16 protein-coding genes are annotated in these 14,765 nt (G+C 72.6%); 9 read left to right on the forward strand and 7 right to left on the reverse strand.

Annotated features, from left to right (window positions below):
* The first annotated feature begins 114 nt into the window (after positions 1 to 114).
* Both M4V62_RS35710 and M4V62_RS35715 read left to right on the forward strand, forming a co-directional pair.
* Positions 115 to 846, forward strand: a complete 732-nt coding sequence (locus tag M4V62_RS35710; RefSeq protein ID WP_249591312.1) for a hypothetical protein — start codon at positions 115 to 117, stop codon at positions 844 to 846.
* Between the two features lie 163 nt (positions 847 to 1,009).
* Positions 1,010 to 1,603, forward strand: a complete 594-nt coding sequence (locus M4V62_RS35715) for a sigma-70 family RNA polymerase sigma factor (RefSeq protein WP_249591313.1) — start codon at positions 1,010 to 1,012, stop codon at positions 1,601 to 1,603.
* A 42-nt stretch (positions 1,604 to 1,645) separates the two neighbouring features.
* Here the strand turns inward: M4V62_RS35715 and M4V62_RS35720 are convergent, their stop codons facing one another.
* On the reverse strand, positions 1,646 to 3,352 hold the full coding sequence (locus M4V62_RS35720; protein WP_283779126.1) for an AfsR/SARP family transcriptional regulator: 1,707 nt from the start codon (positions 3,350 to 3,352) through the stop codon (positions 1,646 to 1,648).
* A gap of 228 nt (positions 3,353 to 3,580) precedes the next feature.
* Here M4V62_RS35720 and M4V62_RS35725 point away from each other — a divergent pair, with 228 nt between their 5' ends.
* The gene (locus tag M4V62_RS35725; RefSeq protein WP_249591314.1) at positions 3,581 to 4,168 is read left to right on the forward strand and encodes a hypothetical protein; all 588 of its coding nucleotides are present in this window, start codon (positions 3,581 to 3,583) and stop codon (positions 4,166 to 4,168) included.
* A 75-nt stretch (positions 4,169 to 4,243) separates the two neighbouring features.
* Here M4V62_RS35725 and M4V62_RS35730 read toward each other — a convergent pair whose 3' ends face one another.
* The gene (locus M4V62_RS35730; protein ID WP_249591315.1) at positions 4,244 to 5,107 is read right to left on the reverse strand and encodes a GbsR/MarR family transcriptional regulator; all 864 of its coding nucleotides are present in this window, start codon (positions 5,105 to 5,107) and stop codon (positions 4,244 to 4,246) included.
* Positions 5,108 to 5,309: 202 nt separating this feature from the next.
* Here M4V62_RS35730 and M4V62_RS35735 point away from each other — a divergent pair, with 202 nt between their 5' ends.
* Entirely contained in the window at positions 5,310 to 6,188 is an 879-nt protein-coding gene (locus M4V62_RS35735) for an ABC transporter ATP-binding protein (protein WP_249593152.1), read from the forward strand.
* An 11-nt stretch (positions 6,189 to 6,199) separates the two neighbouring features.
* A complete protein-coding gene (locus M4V62_RS35740; RefSeq protein WP_249591316.1) occupies positions 6,200 to 7,033 on the forward strand; it encodes an ABC transporter permease in 834 nt (277 codons plus the stop codon).
* 113 nt (positions 7,034 to 7,146) lie between these two features.
* On the opposite strand, the gene M4V62_RS35745 is transcribed toward M4V62_RS35740, so the two are convergent.
* Both M4V62_RS35745 and M4V62_RS35750 read right to left on the reverse strand, forming a co-directional pair.
* Positions 7,147 to 7,554 carry a CoA-binding protein gene (locus tag M4V62_RS35745; protein WP_249591317.1) on the reverse strand — a complete coding sequence of 136 codons (408 nt, stop codon included), beginning with the start codon at positions 7,552 to 7,554 and terminating at the stop codon, positions 7,147 to 7,149.
* Between the two features lie 39 nt (positions 7,555 to 7,593).
* Positions 7,594 to 8,169, reverse strand: a complete 576-nt coding sequence (locus tag M4V62_RS35750) for a TerD family protein (RefSeq protein ID WP_249591318.1) — start codon at positions 8,167 to 8,169, stop codon at positions 7,594 to 7,596.
* 230 nt (positions 8,170 to 8,399) lie between these two features.
* On the opposite strand from M4V62_RS35750, the gene M4V62_RS35755 reads away from it, so the two are divergent.
* Positions 8,400 to 8,795, forward strand: a complete 396-nt coding sequence (locus M4V62_RS35755) for a BlaI/MecI/CopY family transcriptional regulator (protein ID WP_249591319.1) — start codon at positions 8,400 to 8,402, stop codon at positions 8,793 to 8,795.
* A gap of 86 nt (positions 8,796 to 8,881) precedes the next feature.
* Here the strand turns inward: M4V62_RS35755 and M4V62_RS35760 are convergent, their stop codons facing one another.
* Complete coding sequence (locus M4V62_RS35760; protein WP_249591320.1) at positions 8,882 to 9,337, reverse strand: tellurite resistance TerB family protein; 456 nt, start codon at positions 9,335 to 9,337, stop codon at positions 8,882 to 8,884.
* A 92-nt stretch (positions 9,338 to 9,429) separates the two neighbouring features.
* On the opposite strand from M4V62_RS35760, the gene M4V62_RS35765 reads away from it, so the two are divergent.
* Positions 9,430 to 10,107 (forward strand): TenA family protein, encoded by a 678-nt coding sequence (locus M4V62_RS35765; RefSeq protein ID WP_249591321.1) that lies wholly within the window; start codon positions 9,430 to 9,432, stop codon positions 10,105 to 10,107.
* Between the two features lie 37 nt (positions 10,108 to 10,144).
* Here the strand turns inward: M4V62_RS35765 and M4V62_RS35770 are convergent, their stop codons facing one another.
* Positions 10,145 to 10,789 (reverse strand): TetR/AcrR family transcriptional regulator, encoded by a 645-nt coding sequence (locus M4V62_RS35770; RefSeq protein WP_249591322.1) that lies wholly within the window; start codon positions 10,787 to 10,789, stop codon positions 10,145 to 10,147.
* Positions 10,790 to 10,915: 126 nt separating this feature from the next.
* Between M4V62_RS35770 and M4V62_RS35775 the strand changes: the two genes are divergently transcribed.
* Positions 10,916 to 12,364 carry an APC family permease gene (locus M4V62_RS35775; RefSeq protein ID WP_249591323.1) on the forward strand — a complete coding sequence of 483 codons (1,449 nt, stop codon included), beginning with the start codon at positions 10,916 to 10,918 and terminating at the stop codon, positions 12,362 to 12,364.
* A 17-nt stretch (positions 12,365 to 12,381) separates the two neighbouring features.
* A complete protein-coding gene (locus M4V62_RS35780; RefSeq protein WP_249591324.1) occupies positions 12,382 to 14,010 on the forward strand; it encodes an amidohydrolase in 1,629 nt (542 codons plus the stop codon).
* On the opposite strand, the gene M4V62_RS35785 is transcribed toward M4V62_RS35780, so the two are convergent.
* Positions 13,985 to 14,665, reverse strand: a complete 681-nt coding sequence (locus tag M4V62_RS35785) for a 4'-phosphopantetheinyl transferase family protein (RefSeq protein ID WP_249591325.1) — start codon at positions 14,663 to 14,665, stop codon at positions 13,985 to 13,987. The genes M4V62_RS35780 and M4V62_RS35785 overlap by 26 nt on opposite strands.
* Positions 14,666 to 14,765 lie beyond the last annotated feature (100 nt).

Raw genomic sequence — 14,765 nt, forward strand, 5'->3', positions numbered from 1 at the left:
GTTCCCGGGGGTCGGTGTGCCGTGGCTCACACGTACGGGGCGGGTGAGCGGTCCGGGTCGAATTCGCGTACCCCTCCGTGAAAGGAGGGGCGCGAATGCAAAGATGGCCCCGCCATGACTGACGGGTGGTGTTCTCGCGCGGTGCGGGCTGCGGTGTTCGCCGCCGCCTGTGTACTGCTCGCTGCCCTGGGGCACGTGCTGATGTCCGGGACCTCGGTGCCCTCGTGGGCGCTGGGTGCCGGAGCCGTCGCGGTCGGCGGCACGGCGTGGACGCTGGCCGGGCGCGAGCGGGGGCTGCCGCTGGTCGTCTCCGTGACCGTGGCCGCACAGGCCGCGCTGCACTCGGGGTTCTCCCTGGCGCAGGCCGCCGCGCAGCCCGCGGGCGGAGTCACGCTCGTGCGGCGGTGGGTGCAGCACATGCTCTGCGCGGCGCCGATGGGCGCCGACGCGACGGGGACGGGCCAGGGCTCGGCCATGGCGGCGCCGATGACCGCATCGGGGACGACGCCGATGCCCTCGGCCTCCTCCATGGAGCACATGGAACACATGGGCGGCGGCCACGACATGAGCGGCATGTCGCCGACCGGCATGCTCGCCGCCCACCTTCTCGCCGCCCTCCTCTGCGGCCTCTGGCTCGCGCACGGCGAACGCGCGGTCTTCCGCATCGCACGCGCCTTCGCCGGGTGGCTCGTCGCGCCGCTGCGGGTGCCCCTCACGCTGCCGGCACCCGCCCACCGCCCCCGCATCCGGCGCCATCGCCCCCGCGCGGCGGGCCGGCCGCGGCAGTTGCTCCTCGTGCACGCCATCACTTCTCGGGGTCCGCCCGCGGGGACCGCTGTCGCCTGACAGCCGGTTCCCCGACGCCGTTCCCGCGCGCCGCATCGCACGCGGCCGGGCGGCTCGGGCATCGGTCGTACGCACTCGCGCGCGACCGTACCCCCCTCACCGGATACGCCGGACGCACGTAGGTACGGCGTACCCGGATCCCGGATCCCGAGAAGGACACCAGGTGATCATTCCTGCCCTGCCCAGCTCACCCGACGAGTCGATAACGGCCTGGGCGCTCGCCGCCCGCGCCGGAGACCCCGAAGCGGTCGAGCACTTCGTACGCGCCCTGCACCGGGACGTCCGCCGGTACGTGACGTACCTCGGCGGCGACCCGCAGGCCGCCGACGACCTGACGCAGGACACGTTCCTGCGGGCCCTCGGCAGCCTGCACCGTTTCGAAGGGCGCTCGTCCGCCCGCACTTGGCTGCTCTCCATCGCCCGGCGGGCGGTGATCGACAGCCTGCGGCACGCCGCGGCCCGGCCCCGTCTTTCCGACACGGACGACTGGCAGTCCGCCGCGGAGCGGGCCCAGCCCAGAGGGCTGCCGGGCTTCGACGACGGCGTGGTCCTCGCCGACCTGCTCGCGACGCTGCCCGAAGAGCGGCGTGAGGCCTTCGTCCTCACCCAGCTCCTGGGTCTGCCCTACGCGGAGGCCGCGCTGCTCACCGGCTGTCCGGTGGGCACGGTCCGCTCGCGTGTGGCGCGGGCCCGCATCGCGCTGATGGAGCGGCTGCGGGAGGCGGAGCGCCCCGCGCTCGCGGGCGCCGCGGCCTGACGCGCCGTCCTGAGGCCGCCCGGTCAAGACGCCGGGCGGCCGTCAGCCCGTGCGGGCGGCCAGCTCCGCGCGCGCCGCCCGCACCTCGTCCACGGCCTGCTGGTGCCCGCCGTCGGCGGCACACCGCTCGGCCCGGTCGAGGAGGGCGCGGGCGCGGTCCGGATCGGCGGCCGTCCGCACCCGGGCGAGCGCCGTGAGCGCGAACGCGAGGACCGTGCCGCCGAACGGCTCGGCCAGACCGACGGCCGCGTCCGCGAGCTGCTCCGCCTCGTCCACCTCGCCAAGGAGCAGATGGATCTCCGCGAGGTTGGCGCGCTCGAAGGCGGTGGCCGTGGGCCGCCCGGCCTGCTCGGCGAGGGCGAGGGCGCGCCGCCCGTGGCCGAGCGCCTTGCGGTGCAGCCCCGCGCGGCGCGCGTTCTCGCGCAGGACGGACAGGACGGTGGCGAGGAGGGCCGGGTCGCCGGACTCCTCGGCCGGTGCGAGCGCCTGCTCGGCGGGCGCGATGGCAGCCTCGTGGCATCCCAACAGGCCGTGGCAGATGGCCTGTTGGGACAGACATCGCGCGAGCAGGGTGCCGTCCGCGTCCGGCCCGAGAACCGCTTGCGCGCCGCGCGCCGCCGCGAGCCCCGCCGCGTACCGCCCCTCGTGGAACAGGATCATCGACTCCGCCATGCGGTGCGCCGCCCGCACGTCCGCCGCGGCGTCAGGACCCGGCGGGTGCGCGTCGAGGACCGTGCGGGCCTCCTGCGGCGTCGCGGTGTGGGCCAGGATCTCCGCGAGGCGGGTGGCCGTCAACGTACAGGCGTCGGCGCCGCGTTGGAGTTCGTACGCCGTCAGCGCCTCCCGCAGGACACGGATCGCCTCGGCGTAGCGGCCCGAACGCTCCAGGGTGCGGGCCAAGGCCACGCGCACCCGTGCCGCGTCCGCCTCGGGCTCGGCGGGCCGGTCGAGCGCCGCGCGGTGGAGCCCTGCCGTCTCGGGGCCAGGGCGCGCTCCCGGGTCGGCGGCGTCGAGGGCCTGCGCGCACAGCTCGTACTGCCGGATCGCCGCGCGCCGCATCCCCTGCCGCAGCCAGGCCCTGATCAGGACGCGGTGGGCCCGCTCGTCCGCGGGGGCGGACTCCAGGAGGAGGCGCGCGCTCCCGCAGGCCTCCTGTGCCTCGCCCGCCGCGAGCTGCGCCTCCGCGAGGGCGAGCACGACCCGGTCGCGCAGCTCGGCGAGGCGGGTACGGTGCGGTTCGGCCCAGGGGGCGTAGCGGTCCTCGGGGAGCAGCTCACCGGTGAACGCGGCAAGCGCGGCGGCCAGTTGGGGTGCGTCGCCCTCGATCAGCGCGCTTTCGGCCAGGGATCGGGCGCGGTCCGTGTCGACCTGGACCGCGCCCGGGGCCAGGCGCAGCAGTGCCCCGTCGGCCACCAGGTACGAGGAAGCCGACCGGGGCGTCAGCTCGGGTTCGAGGGCGTGGCGTGCCGTGTGCACCGCCACCCTCAAGCTCCGCTGGGCGGCCGGGAGTTCCGCGTGCGGCCAGCACGCCGCCATGATGTGCTCGCGGTGCAGCTGGTGCCCCGGAGCGAGGGCGAGCAGTTTCACCAGCGTCCGGGCGCTGGGGCGCGGCCACCGCTCGGCGGGCTGCACCCCGTCGGTCCGCTCCGCACGGAAGCCGCCGAGCAGCTGGATGCGGAGCACGGGGGGAGAGGTGTCTGGGCTCCCCTGAATGTCGTACGCGTGTGCCGTGCCGCCCGTGCCGCTCATGAGGGCAGTCACTCTAACCGCTCGCTCCCACCGGCCTGTTACCGGCGCATTACTGGCCGGATCACGCCCCTCGTAGCCCCACGTCAGACGGGTCCCGCACACCTGATCGCGTCGACTTCGCACGGCCGCCCACGAGCTCACGAGAACGCGTTGACCTGCGGAGAAACCCTCCCGAAGATATTGCCGATCACGGCTGCCGTCCCCTGTGTCCCCCTCTCTGGAGGAAGCGTGAAGCGTTCCCAAGTCCTTTCCCTGGGCGCCGCGTTGCTGCTCTCGGGCAGTGCCGTCGCGGCCAACGCCGCCGACAGCCCTGCCGCGCCCGCGGCCGGGCCCGCCGCCAAGCGGGTGCCCGCCGACGCCACTTGGTGCAAGAAGCAGGGCGGTACCGCGCAGAAGCAGGTCCCGTACTACACCAAGACCGGAACGCAGATCGTCCGGCTCGGCGGCGAACGCGAGATGTGCGTCTTCACCGGCGCGGACGGCACCAAGATCACGATCGGCGCCGACAGCCTCGCCGCGGACAAGCCCACGCTGGCCGCGCTCGCCTACGTCCACAAGCCCGCCGACCCGGGCGGCCACCCCGGCAACCCGTCCCTCGGCTACTGCAAGTCCATCAACGGCACCGCCCTGTACGGCCCGAAGTCGACGGACGGCGGAGGCTGGGCCAAGAAGGGCGAGACCAACCCCTCGAACGTCGTCTCCTCCTGCATGTTCGCCGACGGTTCGGTGATCGACGCGTGGGGTCTCAAGTACCACTCGGGCGACGTGATCCGCGGCGCGGACCTGACGAAGAAGTTCCGCGCGGACATCCCGTAGCGGCCCCCGCACGAAGCGCCCCGCACCCTGACTGCCCGGCGTGCGGGGCGCTTCCCCTGTCCCCGGCGGCCACGGCTACGAGGCAGGTCGCCCCAAGGCCTTGAGCTGCTCCGGAGTGAGCCGGTCCGGTCCGGTGAGGAGCAGCGCACCGGTGACGCGGTCCCGGGGCCAGCCCAGCGCTGTGGCCAGTTGGTGCTCCGTCAGGGGTGCGCCCGCGTGCCGCAGTGCGGCGAGCACGGTCAGGGCGTCGTCGACGGTTGCCGTGCCGCCGCTCATGTCGTCGCTGAGGGTCGCGAAGAACTGGCTCATCCGGGCCAGCCGGGAGCCCGCGGGGGTCGCCGCGTCGAGGACGTCGACCCCTCGCTGTGCGGTCTCCGCCCACATCGCGTGCTTCTGGGCGCTCGCCATCCACGCGCTGAGCCAGACGTCGTCGTCGATGACGTACCGCTCGCGACGCCGGCCCGGTTCGCGTACGCGGCCGATCACTTCAAGGCCCTCCAGATAGCCCACGGCCTTGGACACCGAAGCGGCACTGACCCGCAGCCGCTGGACGAGGTCGGCGGCGGTGAGACTGCCCGAGTCGTCGGTGATCAGGCGGGCAAGGACCCGCGCGGCCATGCGGGGCACCCCGGTCCTGACCATGAGCGCCGCGAGCTGCTCGGCGAAGTCGCGTACGGCATCGGGATCGCGTCCGTACGCGTCGGCGGGGGCGGTCGGCTCACGGCGAGGGACCTGCCTGCGCCGACGGGCGCGTCGCCCGGTGGCGAGGTGGGCGTGGTCGACGCGGTACGCGTCGGGCCCGCCGTTGCGGGTCACCTCACGGCTGATCGTCGACGTCGGTCTGCCGAGGCTCCTGGCGATCTCGGTGTACTTGAGCCCCTCGGCGAGACCCGCGCCGATGTCCCTGCGGTCCTGGTGCGTCAGCCTGCCTCCCGGCATACGCGTGGACCTCCTTGCGTTCATCGGCACGTTCATTGCAACAGAACCTCGAAATCCCCTACTGGGGAGGGTTTCCAGGTCAGTTATTCATTGATGGCCCACTGAACGCAACGTAGCTTCGCCGACATCTGTACGGATATGGCGAGGAGTTGACGTGACGACGACGAGCGAGGACGTCGTGCTCGATGTCGAGGGGCTGCGCATGCGCTACGGCACGGCGGACGTGCTGCGCGACGTGACGTTCCGGGCCCGGCACGGCGAAGTGGTCGCCCTGCTCGGGCCCAACGGGGCGGGCAAGACCACCACCATCGAGATCTTGGAAGGGTTCCGCATGCGCTCGGCGGGCCGGGTCAGGGTGCTAGGCACGGACCCGGCGCTCGGCACCGAGGCATGGCGTGCGCGCATCGGGGTCGTCCTGCAGTCCTGGCGCGACCACGGCAAGTGGCGGGTGCGCGAGCTGCTCGCGCACCTCGGGACGTACTACGCCCCCTACTCCACCGGCACGATCCGGCGGCCGTGGGACACCGATGAGCTCATGGCGGCGGTCGGCCTGACCGCGCACGCGGGCAAGAAGATCAAGACGTTGTCCGGCGGCCAGCGGCGCAGGCTGGACGTGGCGATCGGCATCGTGGGCCGACCGGAACTGCTGTTCCTGGACGAGCCCACCGCGGGCTTCGACCCGGAGGCCAGGCAGGAGTTCCACGAACTCGTGCACCGCCTCGCCGACGATCACGAGACCACGATCCTGCTCACCACGCACGACCTGCACGAGGCGGGCAGGCTCGCCGACCGCATCATGATCCTCTCCGGGGGACGGATCATCGCGGACGGTTCGGCGGACGACCTTGCGCGGCGGATCGCGGGCGAGGACGAGGTGCGCTGGACGTGCGAGGGGCGGCACTTCGTGAAGTCGACGGCCGAATCGACGGCGTTCGTCCGTGAGTTGTTCCGTGAGTACGGCGATGGAGTGGGCGAACTGGAGGTCCGCAGGGCCTCGTTGGAGGACACCTATCTGGCGTTGGTCCGAGGCCAGGGCGAGACGGGGACGGCGTACGGGGCCGCAAAGGCGGTGGCACAGTGAAGGCGGCGAGCGTGGCGGTCCGTGCGGGCTGGAGCCGTGGCCTGATCGAACTGCGGCAGTCCTTCACCAACGGCGGTGACGTGCTGTCGCATCTGCTCTGGCCGGTCCTGATGCTGACCGTCCTGTTCTTCCTGCGGGACACGGCGTTCGGCACCAGCGGACTCCTGCTGGGGACCCTCGCCCTGCCGAGCATCCTGGGCATGAACGCCGCGATGGGCATGGTCAGCATGAGCCAGGCGCTCACCGCCGAACGCGAGGACGGCACCCTGCTGCGCGCCAAGGCGACGCCGAACGGGATGCCGGGCTACCTCATCGGCAAGGTCGTCTCCGTGGCGGGCGGCCTGCTCGCCGACCTGGCGATCCTGCTGATTCCGGGGATCTTCGTCGTCGGGGGCCTCGCGATCGGCGGCCCCGGCTCCTGGGCGACGCTGACCTGGGTCCTTCTCCTGGGCATGGTCGCGACCCTGCCCATCGGCGCGGTCCTCGGCTCGGTGTTCACCAGCGCGCGCAGTCAGGGCCTGATCCAGCTGCCGGTCCTGGGCATGATCGCGATCTCCGGCATCTTCTACCCGATCACCGCGATGCCGGACTGGCTGCAATGGGTCGCTCAGGCGTTCCCCATCTACTGGCTCGGTCTCGGCATGCGTTCGGCCCTGCTGCCGGACGGCGCGGCCGCCATCGAGATCGCCGCATCCTGGCGGCACTGGGAGACGGCCGGGGTGCTCGGGGCCTGGGCCGTGCTCGGCCTGCTCGTGGCCCCCGTCGTGCTGCGCCGCATGGCACGCAGGGAGTCGGGCTCCAGCGTGGCGGCGCGACGGGAGAGGGCGCTGCGGCGGGTGGGGTGACGGTGGGGTTCCCCGCGCCCCGTCAAGGGCGCGGGGAACCGCGCGACGAGCCTCCACCGGCCCGCGGGTCGATCACCGGCCCGCGCCACCCGCGCCGCACCCCCGGCGGAGCGCTACCCCAGCATCGGCAGTTCGATCGCCGGGCAGCGGTCCATCACCATGTCAAGGCCTGCCGCCCGCGTCCGCTCGTACGCCGCCTCGTCGACGACGCCCAGCTGGAACCAGACCGCCTGCGCGCCGATCGCGACGGCTTCCTCGGCGGCCTGGCCCGCGAGGGCGCTGTTGAGGAAGACGTCCACGACGTCGATCTTGAACGGCACGGCGGAGAGGGACGGGTAGCCCTTCTCGCCGTGCACCGTCTCGGCCTTCGGGTGGATGGGGACGATGCGCTTGCCGTAGCGCTGCAGGACGCCCGCGACCCCGTACGCCGCTCGTTCCTCGTTCGTGGAGAGGCCCACGACCGCCCAGGTGTCCCCGAGCTCCGTCAGGATCTTGCGCACTGTTGCCGGATCGCCGTACACGTCCCGCTCCTTCTGCCGCCGATGGTGGATGGGCGTACGTCAGACATTCACGCCGAAGTCCGACGCGATGCCGCGCAGCCCACTGGCATAACCCTGGCCGACCGCGCGGAATTTCCACTCCGTGCCGTGGCGGTAGAGCTCGCCGAAGACCATGGCGGTCTCGGTCGAGGCGTCCTCGGAGAGGTCGTAGCGGGCGATCTCCACGTTGTCCGCCTGGTTGACCACACGGATGAAGGCGTTGCGGACCTGGCCGAAGCTCTGGCCGCGGTTCTCGGCGTCGTGGATGGAGACTGGGAAGACGATCTTCGTGATCGTGCCGGGGACCGCCGCGAGGTTCACCTTCACGGCCTCGTCGTCGCCCTCGCCCTCGCCGGTGAGGTTGTCGCCGGTGTGCTCGACGGAACCGTCGGGGCTCTTGAGGTTGTTGTAGAAGATGAAGTGCTCGTCGGAGACGACCTTCCCCGATTCGTCGCAGAGCAGTGCGCTCGCGTCCAGGTCGTAGTCCGTGCCGGTGGTCGTGCGGACGTCCCAGCCCAGGCCGACCAGGACGGCGGTGAGGCCGGGGGCCTCCTTGCTGAGCGAGACATTGCCGCCCTTGGCCAGGGAAACTCCCACGATGTCCTCCTGATGTCCTGAGGTGAAGTGCGTACCGGCCGTGGTCAGGGCCGGAGTGGAAAATCTACAGCACTGTAGAAGTAACCGGTGTGCCGCGTCCCGGCACCTCGTCCCGGTACTGCGTCCCGTTACGATGTGGCGCTCCTCAAGGGGCCGTCAAGAGAGCCGTCAAGACAGCCGTCGGGGCAGCCGTCGGGACAGGTGGCCGGGCATCCAGGAGGGACACGGGCATGGAGCGGCACGAACACGGAGCGCGGCAGCCCCGCCTCCGTCGGCGCGCGCAGGGCGAGTTGGAGGCGCAGGTGCTCGCGGCGCTGCACGGCGCGGCGGGGCCCGTGAACGCGGCCTGGGTGCAGGAACGTATCGGCGGGGATCTCGCGTACACCACGGTGATGACGATCCTGACCCGGCTACTGGCCAAGAGTGCCGTCACGCGCGAGCGCGTGGGCCGGTCGTTCGCGTGGAGTTCGGCGGCGGGCGGGGCGGGGCTCGCCGCGCTGCGGATGCGCAAGGTGCTCGACGGCGAACGCGACCGCGGGGCCGTCCTCGCCAGTTTCGTCACCGCGCTCTCGGCCGACGACGAGCGGATGCTGCGGGGGCTCCTGGGGCCGACGGGCGCGGTGTAGCGGGCCTGCGACCCGAGGGCTCGCGGTGAACGGAGGCGGCCCGCCACCTGGGCGGCCGCACCGCGAGCCCCTCCGGCGGCGGTGGTTCAGAGGTCGAACTCGTGCGGCGGCAGGTCGAGCGCGAAGCATGCCTCCCGCACGACGGCCCGCTCCGTCCGGTCGAAGTCGCCGTCCGCGCCGCCGATGACGATGCCGATCTGGATCACGGCGCGCGCCTCGGCGGGCTTCCTCTTCGCCTTGGCGACCTCCTGCAACACGCTGACCTTGCCGAACGCGAAGTCGGCGGTCAGCTTGTCGACGTACTCCTCGAAGCGGTGGCGCAACTCGTCGGCGGAGAAGTTCTGCAGCACTTCGTTGGTGGCGATGAGCTGGGCCACGCGCTGTCGCTCGGACGGGTCGATCGAGCCGTCAGCGGCCGCCACGAGGGCGCACATCGCCATACTGGAGTCGCGGAAGGCGCCGCTCTTGAGGTCGTTCTTCTTCGCCATGAGCTGGGTCTGCATCGTCGATGCGGATTCCTTGACGCGGTCCCACAGGGCCATGAGAGCTCCGTACGTTGATTTCTTGTTTCTACAGCAGTGTAGAAACTAACAGGAGTGCCGAGAAGTTCCGCCGACGGCAGACAGGACGGACGATGACACGGACCGCACAGGACCTGCTCGACGCCGTGGCCGCGCGGCTCGCACCGGACCCGGCGGCCAACCCACTCGTCCCGCGGTTCGCGGACGGCACCGCCCACCGTTCCGCGATCACCGCTCTCGCTCTGGAGCAGCGCTCCGTGATCCCCGCCGACCGCCGCTCCTTCCTGCACCTGGCCGAACGCTCGGCCGCCGCGGGGGAATCCGAGTGCGCGGCCGTCTTCCGCACCCTCGCCGAAGGCGAGACGCTCGCCTTCGAACGGCTCGGCGCCCTGGTCGCGGCGTGCGGCGTGGACAAGGCCGACGCCGACGCGTACGAACCGCGCGCCGGCTGCCAGGCCTATCCGGCGTACGTGGCCTGGCTCGCCCTGAACGGCACCCCCGTCGACGTGGTCCTCGCCCTGACCGCCAACTTCGCTGCCTGGGGCGCCTGTTGCGCGACGCTGGCCCAGGCGCTGCCTGCCCACTACGGCTTCAGCGACGAGGCCTGCGCGTTCTTCGCCTTCTTCGCGGAGCCCGCGCCCGACCTGGAGCAGCAGGCGCTCGCCGCGGTGCGCGCGGGCATGGACCGGGGCCTGGACGCGACAGGGACCGCTCTGCGCCACGGCAAGCTGCTGCAACGCTACGAGGCGATGTTCTGGGAGACGCTCGCCGACCCGGCGCGCGATCTCTGATCGCCCTCACGCGCGCCCCCGGAACTCACCGGGGGTTCTACTCCCCGCGGAACTCCGCGAGTTGAGCCACGAGGCCGCGGACCAGCGCGTCGAGCCCGGCCGCGAACGCCTCCTCGGCCCGCCCCGCCTTGTCACCGCCGACCGCACTGCCCAGGGCGGCCGCCAGGACGGGCACCCGGGGCGCGTGTCCGGCGGGGTCGATCATCAGCGGCGGCGCCACGAGGTCGAGCGCCGAGCCGAGGAGGAAGGACTCGACGCTGGTCAGCGCCGCGACCAGACGTTCCTGCGGCCAGCCGCCACGGGCCAGCGCCGCGACGACCGCCTCGTACATGCTGAGCGTGGCCGGCGAGCTGATGGTCGTGGTGGCCAGCAGGTCGATCGCGTGCGGGTGCGCGGCGAAGGCGTCGCGGTACGAACGGGCCCACGCGGCAAGGGCGTCGGGCCACGGCAGCGTGTCGAAGGCGGAGACGTCCATCTCCTCGACGATTCTGCGCCGTACGCCCTCGATGACCTCGGCACGGCCGTCCAGATGGTTGTAGAGCGAGGCGGTCTTCACCCCGAGCCGCTCGGCCAGGCGGGACAGGCTGAACGCGGCGGCCCCCTCGGCGTCGATCAGCGCGAGGGCCTCCCGCGCTATCAGGTCGGCGCTGAGCACCGGTATGCGAGGTCTCCCTCTGCCCATGGCCTGGCAACTCCCTTCTTCGGACGCGGTCTTCACGGCCGCCCGAGTGCAGAGTACGGTCCTGCCAAGCCCGGACTAAAGACTTTAGTTTTCGGACCTGCGTGCCCGACCTCTTGGAGTGTCCGCGTGACCGCACCCACCTCCCGCGCCGCCAAGGGCCTGAGCGGCGGCGCCGTCGGCACCGGCGATCTCGTCTTCTTCGTCGTGGCCGCGGCCGCGCCGCTGACCGTGATGGCCGCAGTGGCCCCGCTGGCGATCGGCATGGCGGGGGAGGCGGCGCCGCTGGGCTATCTGATGTCGGGGCTGCTGCTCATCGTCTTCGCGGCCGGATTCACCGCGATGAGCCGCTTCGTCCGCAACGCCGGAGCCTTCTACGCCTACATCGGCCGCGGTCTCGGACGCCCGGCGGGGGCGGGGTCCGCCTACGTCGCGCTCTTCTCGTACAACGCCATCGAGGTCGGACTGCTCGTCGCCTTCGGGTGGTTCACCGAGTCCGGGTTCGAGGACCTGACCGGGGTACGCGTCGCCTGGTGGATCTGGGCGCTCGCCGGGCTCGTCGCCATCGGTGTGCTCGGCTATCTGAAGGTCACGTTCAGCGCCAAGGTCCTCGGTGCGGCGCTGGTCCTCGAAGTCCTCGTGCTGCTGGTCTTCGAGGCCGGGCTGCTCGCGCACGGCGGCGGGCCGCGCGGGCTCGACCTGGGCACGCTCTCCCCGGAGCACCTGGGCGGATCGGGCGTCGGCGGCATGTTCGTGCTCGCCGTCGGCGCCTTCGTCGGGTTCGAGGCGACGGCCATCTACGCGGAGGAGGCGAGGGAGCCGGCGCGGACGGTGCCGCGCGCCATGTACATCGCCGTGGCGTTCCTCGCGCTCTTCTACACCTTCACGGTGTGGATGATCATCAACGCCCACGGAGCCGACCGCGCCCAGGACATCGCCAACGGGGAGGGCGGCGCCGACATGGTCTTCACGGCCACCGAGCGGTTCGCCGGGGCCTGGGCCGCCGACGCCATGGACGTACTGATCATCACCAGCGCCTTCGCCGCGACGCTCGCCTTCCACAACGGCGCCGCCCGCTACTTCTACGCCCTGGGCCGCGAAGGTCTGCTGCCGCGCCGCCTCGCCGCCGTGTCCCCGAAGACGCGGGCCCCCGTGACAGCGGTCGTGACGCAGTCGGCCATCGCGCTGGCCGTGGTCGCCGTCACCGTCGTCAGCGGTGCGGACCCCTACACCGTCACCTTCCTGTGGAGCAACGGCGCCGGAATCCTCGGCGTGATGCTGCTTCAGGCGCTCGCCGCGCTCGCGGTGTACGGATTCTTCCGGCGCGAGCGCAGGGGCATGCCCGCCTGGCGGGTGGTCGCGGCCCCGCTGACCGCCTGCGCGGGCCTCGCGGTACTGATCGCCCTGGTGTGTGCCAACCTCGATCTCCTGACGGGGGCTTCGAACGGCGTCAACGCGGCACTCGTCGCACCGCTGCCCGTCCTGTTCGCGGCGGGAGTGGCAAGGGCCCGGTGGATCCGGCGGCGTGATCCGCGGGCGTACGAACGGCTGACGACGGTGGACGCCGAGAGCGTGTGACGGAGGGGCAGGGCGGCATGAGGGAAGAGACGGGAACGCGGGTGTTCTTGGGGGCGGTGCGCACCGGAAGCGAGGCCGACCCGGACACCACGGCACTCGCCGTGCGCGACGGACGCGTCGTCGCGCTCGGGGGTGAGGCCCGCGCGCTCGCCGAAGTGGCGGACGACGTGGTCGAGTTGGGGGACGGGCTGCTCCTCGCCGCCTTCGGTGACGGGCACGCCCATCCCCTCTTCGGCGGTCTGGAGAGCTTCGGGCCGCAGATCAAGGACCTCACCTCGGTCGACGCGATCGTCGCTGAGGTCGGACGGTGGGCCGCCGCGCACCCGGAGGCGGAGTGGATCGTCGGCGCGTCCTACGACCCCGCGCTCGCGCCCGGCGGCGAGTTCGACGCACGGTGGCTCGACGCGGCGGTGGCCGGGCGGCCCGTCGTGCTGCGGGCGTACGACTACCACACGGTGTGGTGCAACACGGAGGCGCTGCGCCGGGCCGGCGTGCGGGACGCGACGCCGGATCCGCGCCTCGGCTGGATCGTCCGGCGCCCCGACGGCTCACCCATGGGCACCCTGCGCGAGTGGCACGCCTGCGACCTGGTGCTCGACCAGGTGCCGGCCCGCGACGAGGCCGAACTGGTCGAAGCCGTGCGCCGCGCCGGTCGGACGTACGCGCGCGCGGGCATCACCTGGGTGCAGGACGCCTGGGTCGAACCGGAGATGGTCGAGGCCTACCTCGCGGCGGTCCGGCACGACGCCCTGAGCGTCCGCGTCGACCTGGCCCAGCGCGCCGACCCCGACCACTGGCGCAAACAGCGGGAGCAGTTCGACGCGGTGCGCGGGCGCGTGGCGGCGGAGGGAGGCCCGCTGCTGTCGGCGCGCACGGTGAAGTACTTCAGCGACGGCGTGATCGAGGGCGGCACGGCCGCGCTGCTCGACCCCTATCTGGACGCGCCGCACAGCTGCGGCATGCCGGTGTGGGAGCCGCGCGCGCTCGCCGAAGCGGTGTGCGCGTTCGACGCCGACGGCTTCCAGACACACATCCACGCCATCGGGGACGCGGGCGTACGGGCCGCGCTCGATGCGGTTGAGTCCGCGGTCCTCGCCAATCCGGCCTGGGACCGGCGGCCCGTGATCACTCACGTCCAGCTCGTCGACCCGGCCGACCTGCCGCGCTTCGCCGCGCTCGGCGTCATCGCCAACTTCGAACCCCTGTGGGCGCAGCCCGACCCGCTCCAGACCGATCTGTCGATGCCGCGGATCGGCGCCGAACGGTCCGACCGGCAGTACCCCATGGGGGAGTTGGCGCGCGACGGGGTGCGGCTCTCCTTCGGCAGCGACTGGCCCGTCAGCTCGCACGAGCCGCTGGAGGGCATCCAAGTCGCCGTCACCAGGCGCACGTTCGACGGGATGCCGCGGGACGGCTGGACCCCGCACCAGCGGCTCACCGTCGAGCAGGCCCTTGCCGCGGCCACCAGCGGCGTCGCCCATCAGGCGGGCGCCGACGACCGCGTCGCGCTCGTGCCCGGTGCGCCCGCGGATCTGGTCCTGCTCTCCGCCGACCCGCGCGCGGTCGACCCGATGGCCATCCGGCATGTGCGGGTGCTCGGCACGTGGCTGGGCGGCGTCCCTACGTACCGGACTCCGCAGGAGTGAGCGGCAGGACGATGGCGGTGACGGCGATGCCGTCCCGTATCCGCCAGGTGCCCCGGAACCCCGTCAGCTCGCGGCCCGCCACGCGCGGCCCGGGGACGAGGAGCGCCGCGCTGAACGTGCCGTCCGGATCGAGGTCGAGGCGGGCGTCCTCGAAGCCGAGCCAGCGCCCGGTGAGCGGGAACCACGTCTTGTAGACGGACTCCTTGGCGCTGAAGAGCAGCCGGTCCCAGGGGACGTCCGGATGCCGGATGCCGAGGCCGGCGAGGGCCGCGCGCTCCGTCTCGTCCGAGACCAGCTTCAGGACGTCGGCGTCGGCGAGCGGAGCGGCCGGCTCCGCGTCGATGCCGATGGACCGGACCGCCGAGGACCGGGCCACGACCGCGGCGCGGTAGCCCGCGCAGTGCGTCATGCTGCCGACGATGCCGTCGGGCCAGCGCGGTGCGCCCTTGGGGCCCGGCAGGATCGGCACGGGCGGTATGCCGAGTTCGGACAGGGCGCTGCGGGCGCACTGCCGGACCGTGGCGAATTCGCGGCGCCGCTTGTCCACGGCCCGCGCCACGACGTTCGCCTCCTCGGGGAACAGGAAGGGATCGGCCGGGTCCTCGCGGGTCTCCACGACGGTGACGGGCGCAGCGGCGAGCAGCGACTCCAACACGTCGGTACCGCGGGGGACTTGGCGTATGCGATTCGAAGGTGACGTCACAACGGATCACCGTACCGGGGTCGTGGCCTGCGCGGGGGCCTACCCTGGCGTG

Source organism: Streptomyces durmitorensis (assembly GCF_023498005.1).
In the GTDB taxonomy this organism is placed as follows: Bacteria; Actinomycetota; Actinomycetes; order Streptomycetales; family Streptomycetaceae; genus Streptomyces; species Streptomyces durmitorensis.

What these genes read in the sequence shown, in the direction of transcription:
- M4V62_RS35710 (WP_249591312.1), top strand. Translation starts at nt 115, where the DNA reads ATGACTGACGGGTGGTGTTCTCGCGCGGTGCGGGCTGCGGTGTTCGCC.
- M4V62_RS35720 (WP_283779126.1), bottom strand. Translation starts at nt 3,352, where the DNA reads ATGAGCGGCACGGGCGGCACGGCACACGCGTACGACATTCAGGGGAGC.
- M4V62_RS35730 (WP_249591315.1), bottom strand. Translation starts at nt 5,107, where the DNA reads ATGCCGGGAGGCAGGCTGACGCACCAGGACCGCAGGGACATCGGCGCG.
- M4V62_RS35735 (WP_249593152.1), top strand. Translation starts at nt 5,310, where the DNA reads ATGCGCTACGGCACGGCGGACGTGCTGCGCGACGTGACGTTCCGGGCC.
- M4V62_RS35755 (WP_249591319.1), top strand. Translation starts at nt 8,400, where the DNA reads ATGGAGCGGCACGAACACGGAGCGCGGCAGCCCCGCCTCCGTCGGCGC.
- M4V62_RS35760 (WP_249591320.1), bottom strand. Translation starts at nt 9,337, where the DNA reads ATGGCCCTGTGGGACCGCGTCAAGGAATCCGCATCGACGATGCAGACC.
- M4V62_RS35765 (WP_249591321.1), top strand. Translation starts at nt 9,430, where the DNA reads ATGACACGGACCGCACAGGACCTGCTCGACGCCGTGGCCGCGCGGCTC.
- M4V62_RS35770 (WP_249591322.1), bottom strand. Translation starts at nt 10,789, where the DNA reads ATGGGCAGAGGGAGACCTCGCATACCGGTGCTCAGCGCCGACCTGATA.
- M4V62_RS35780 (WP_249591324.1), top strand. Translation starts at nt 12,382, where the DNA reads ATGAGGGAAGAGACGGGAACGCGGGTGTTCTTGGGGGCGGTGCGCACC.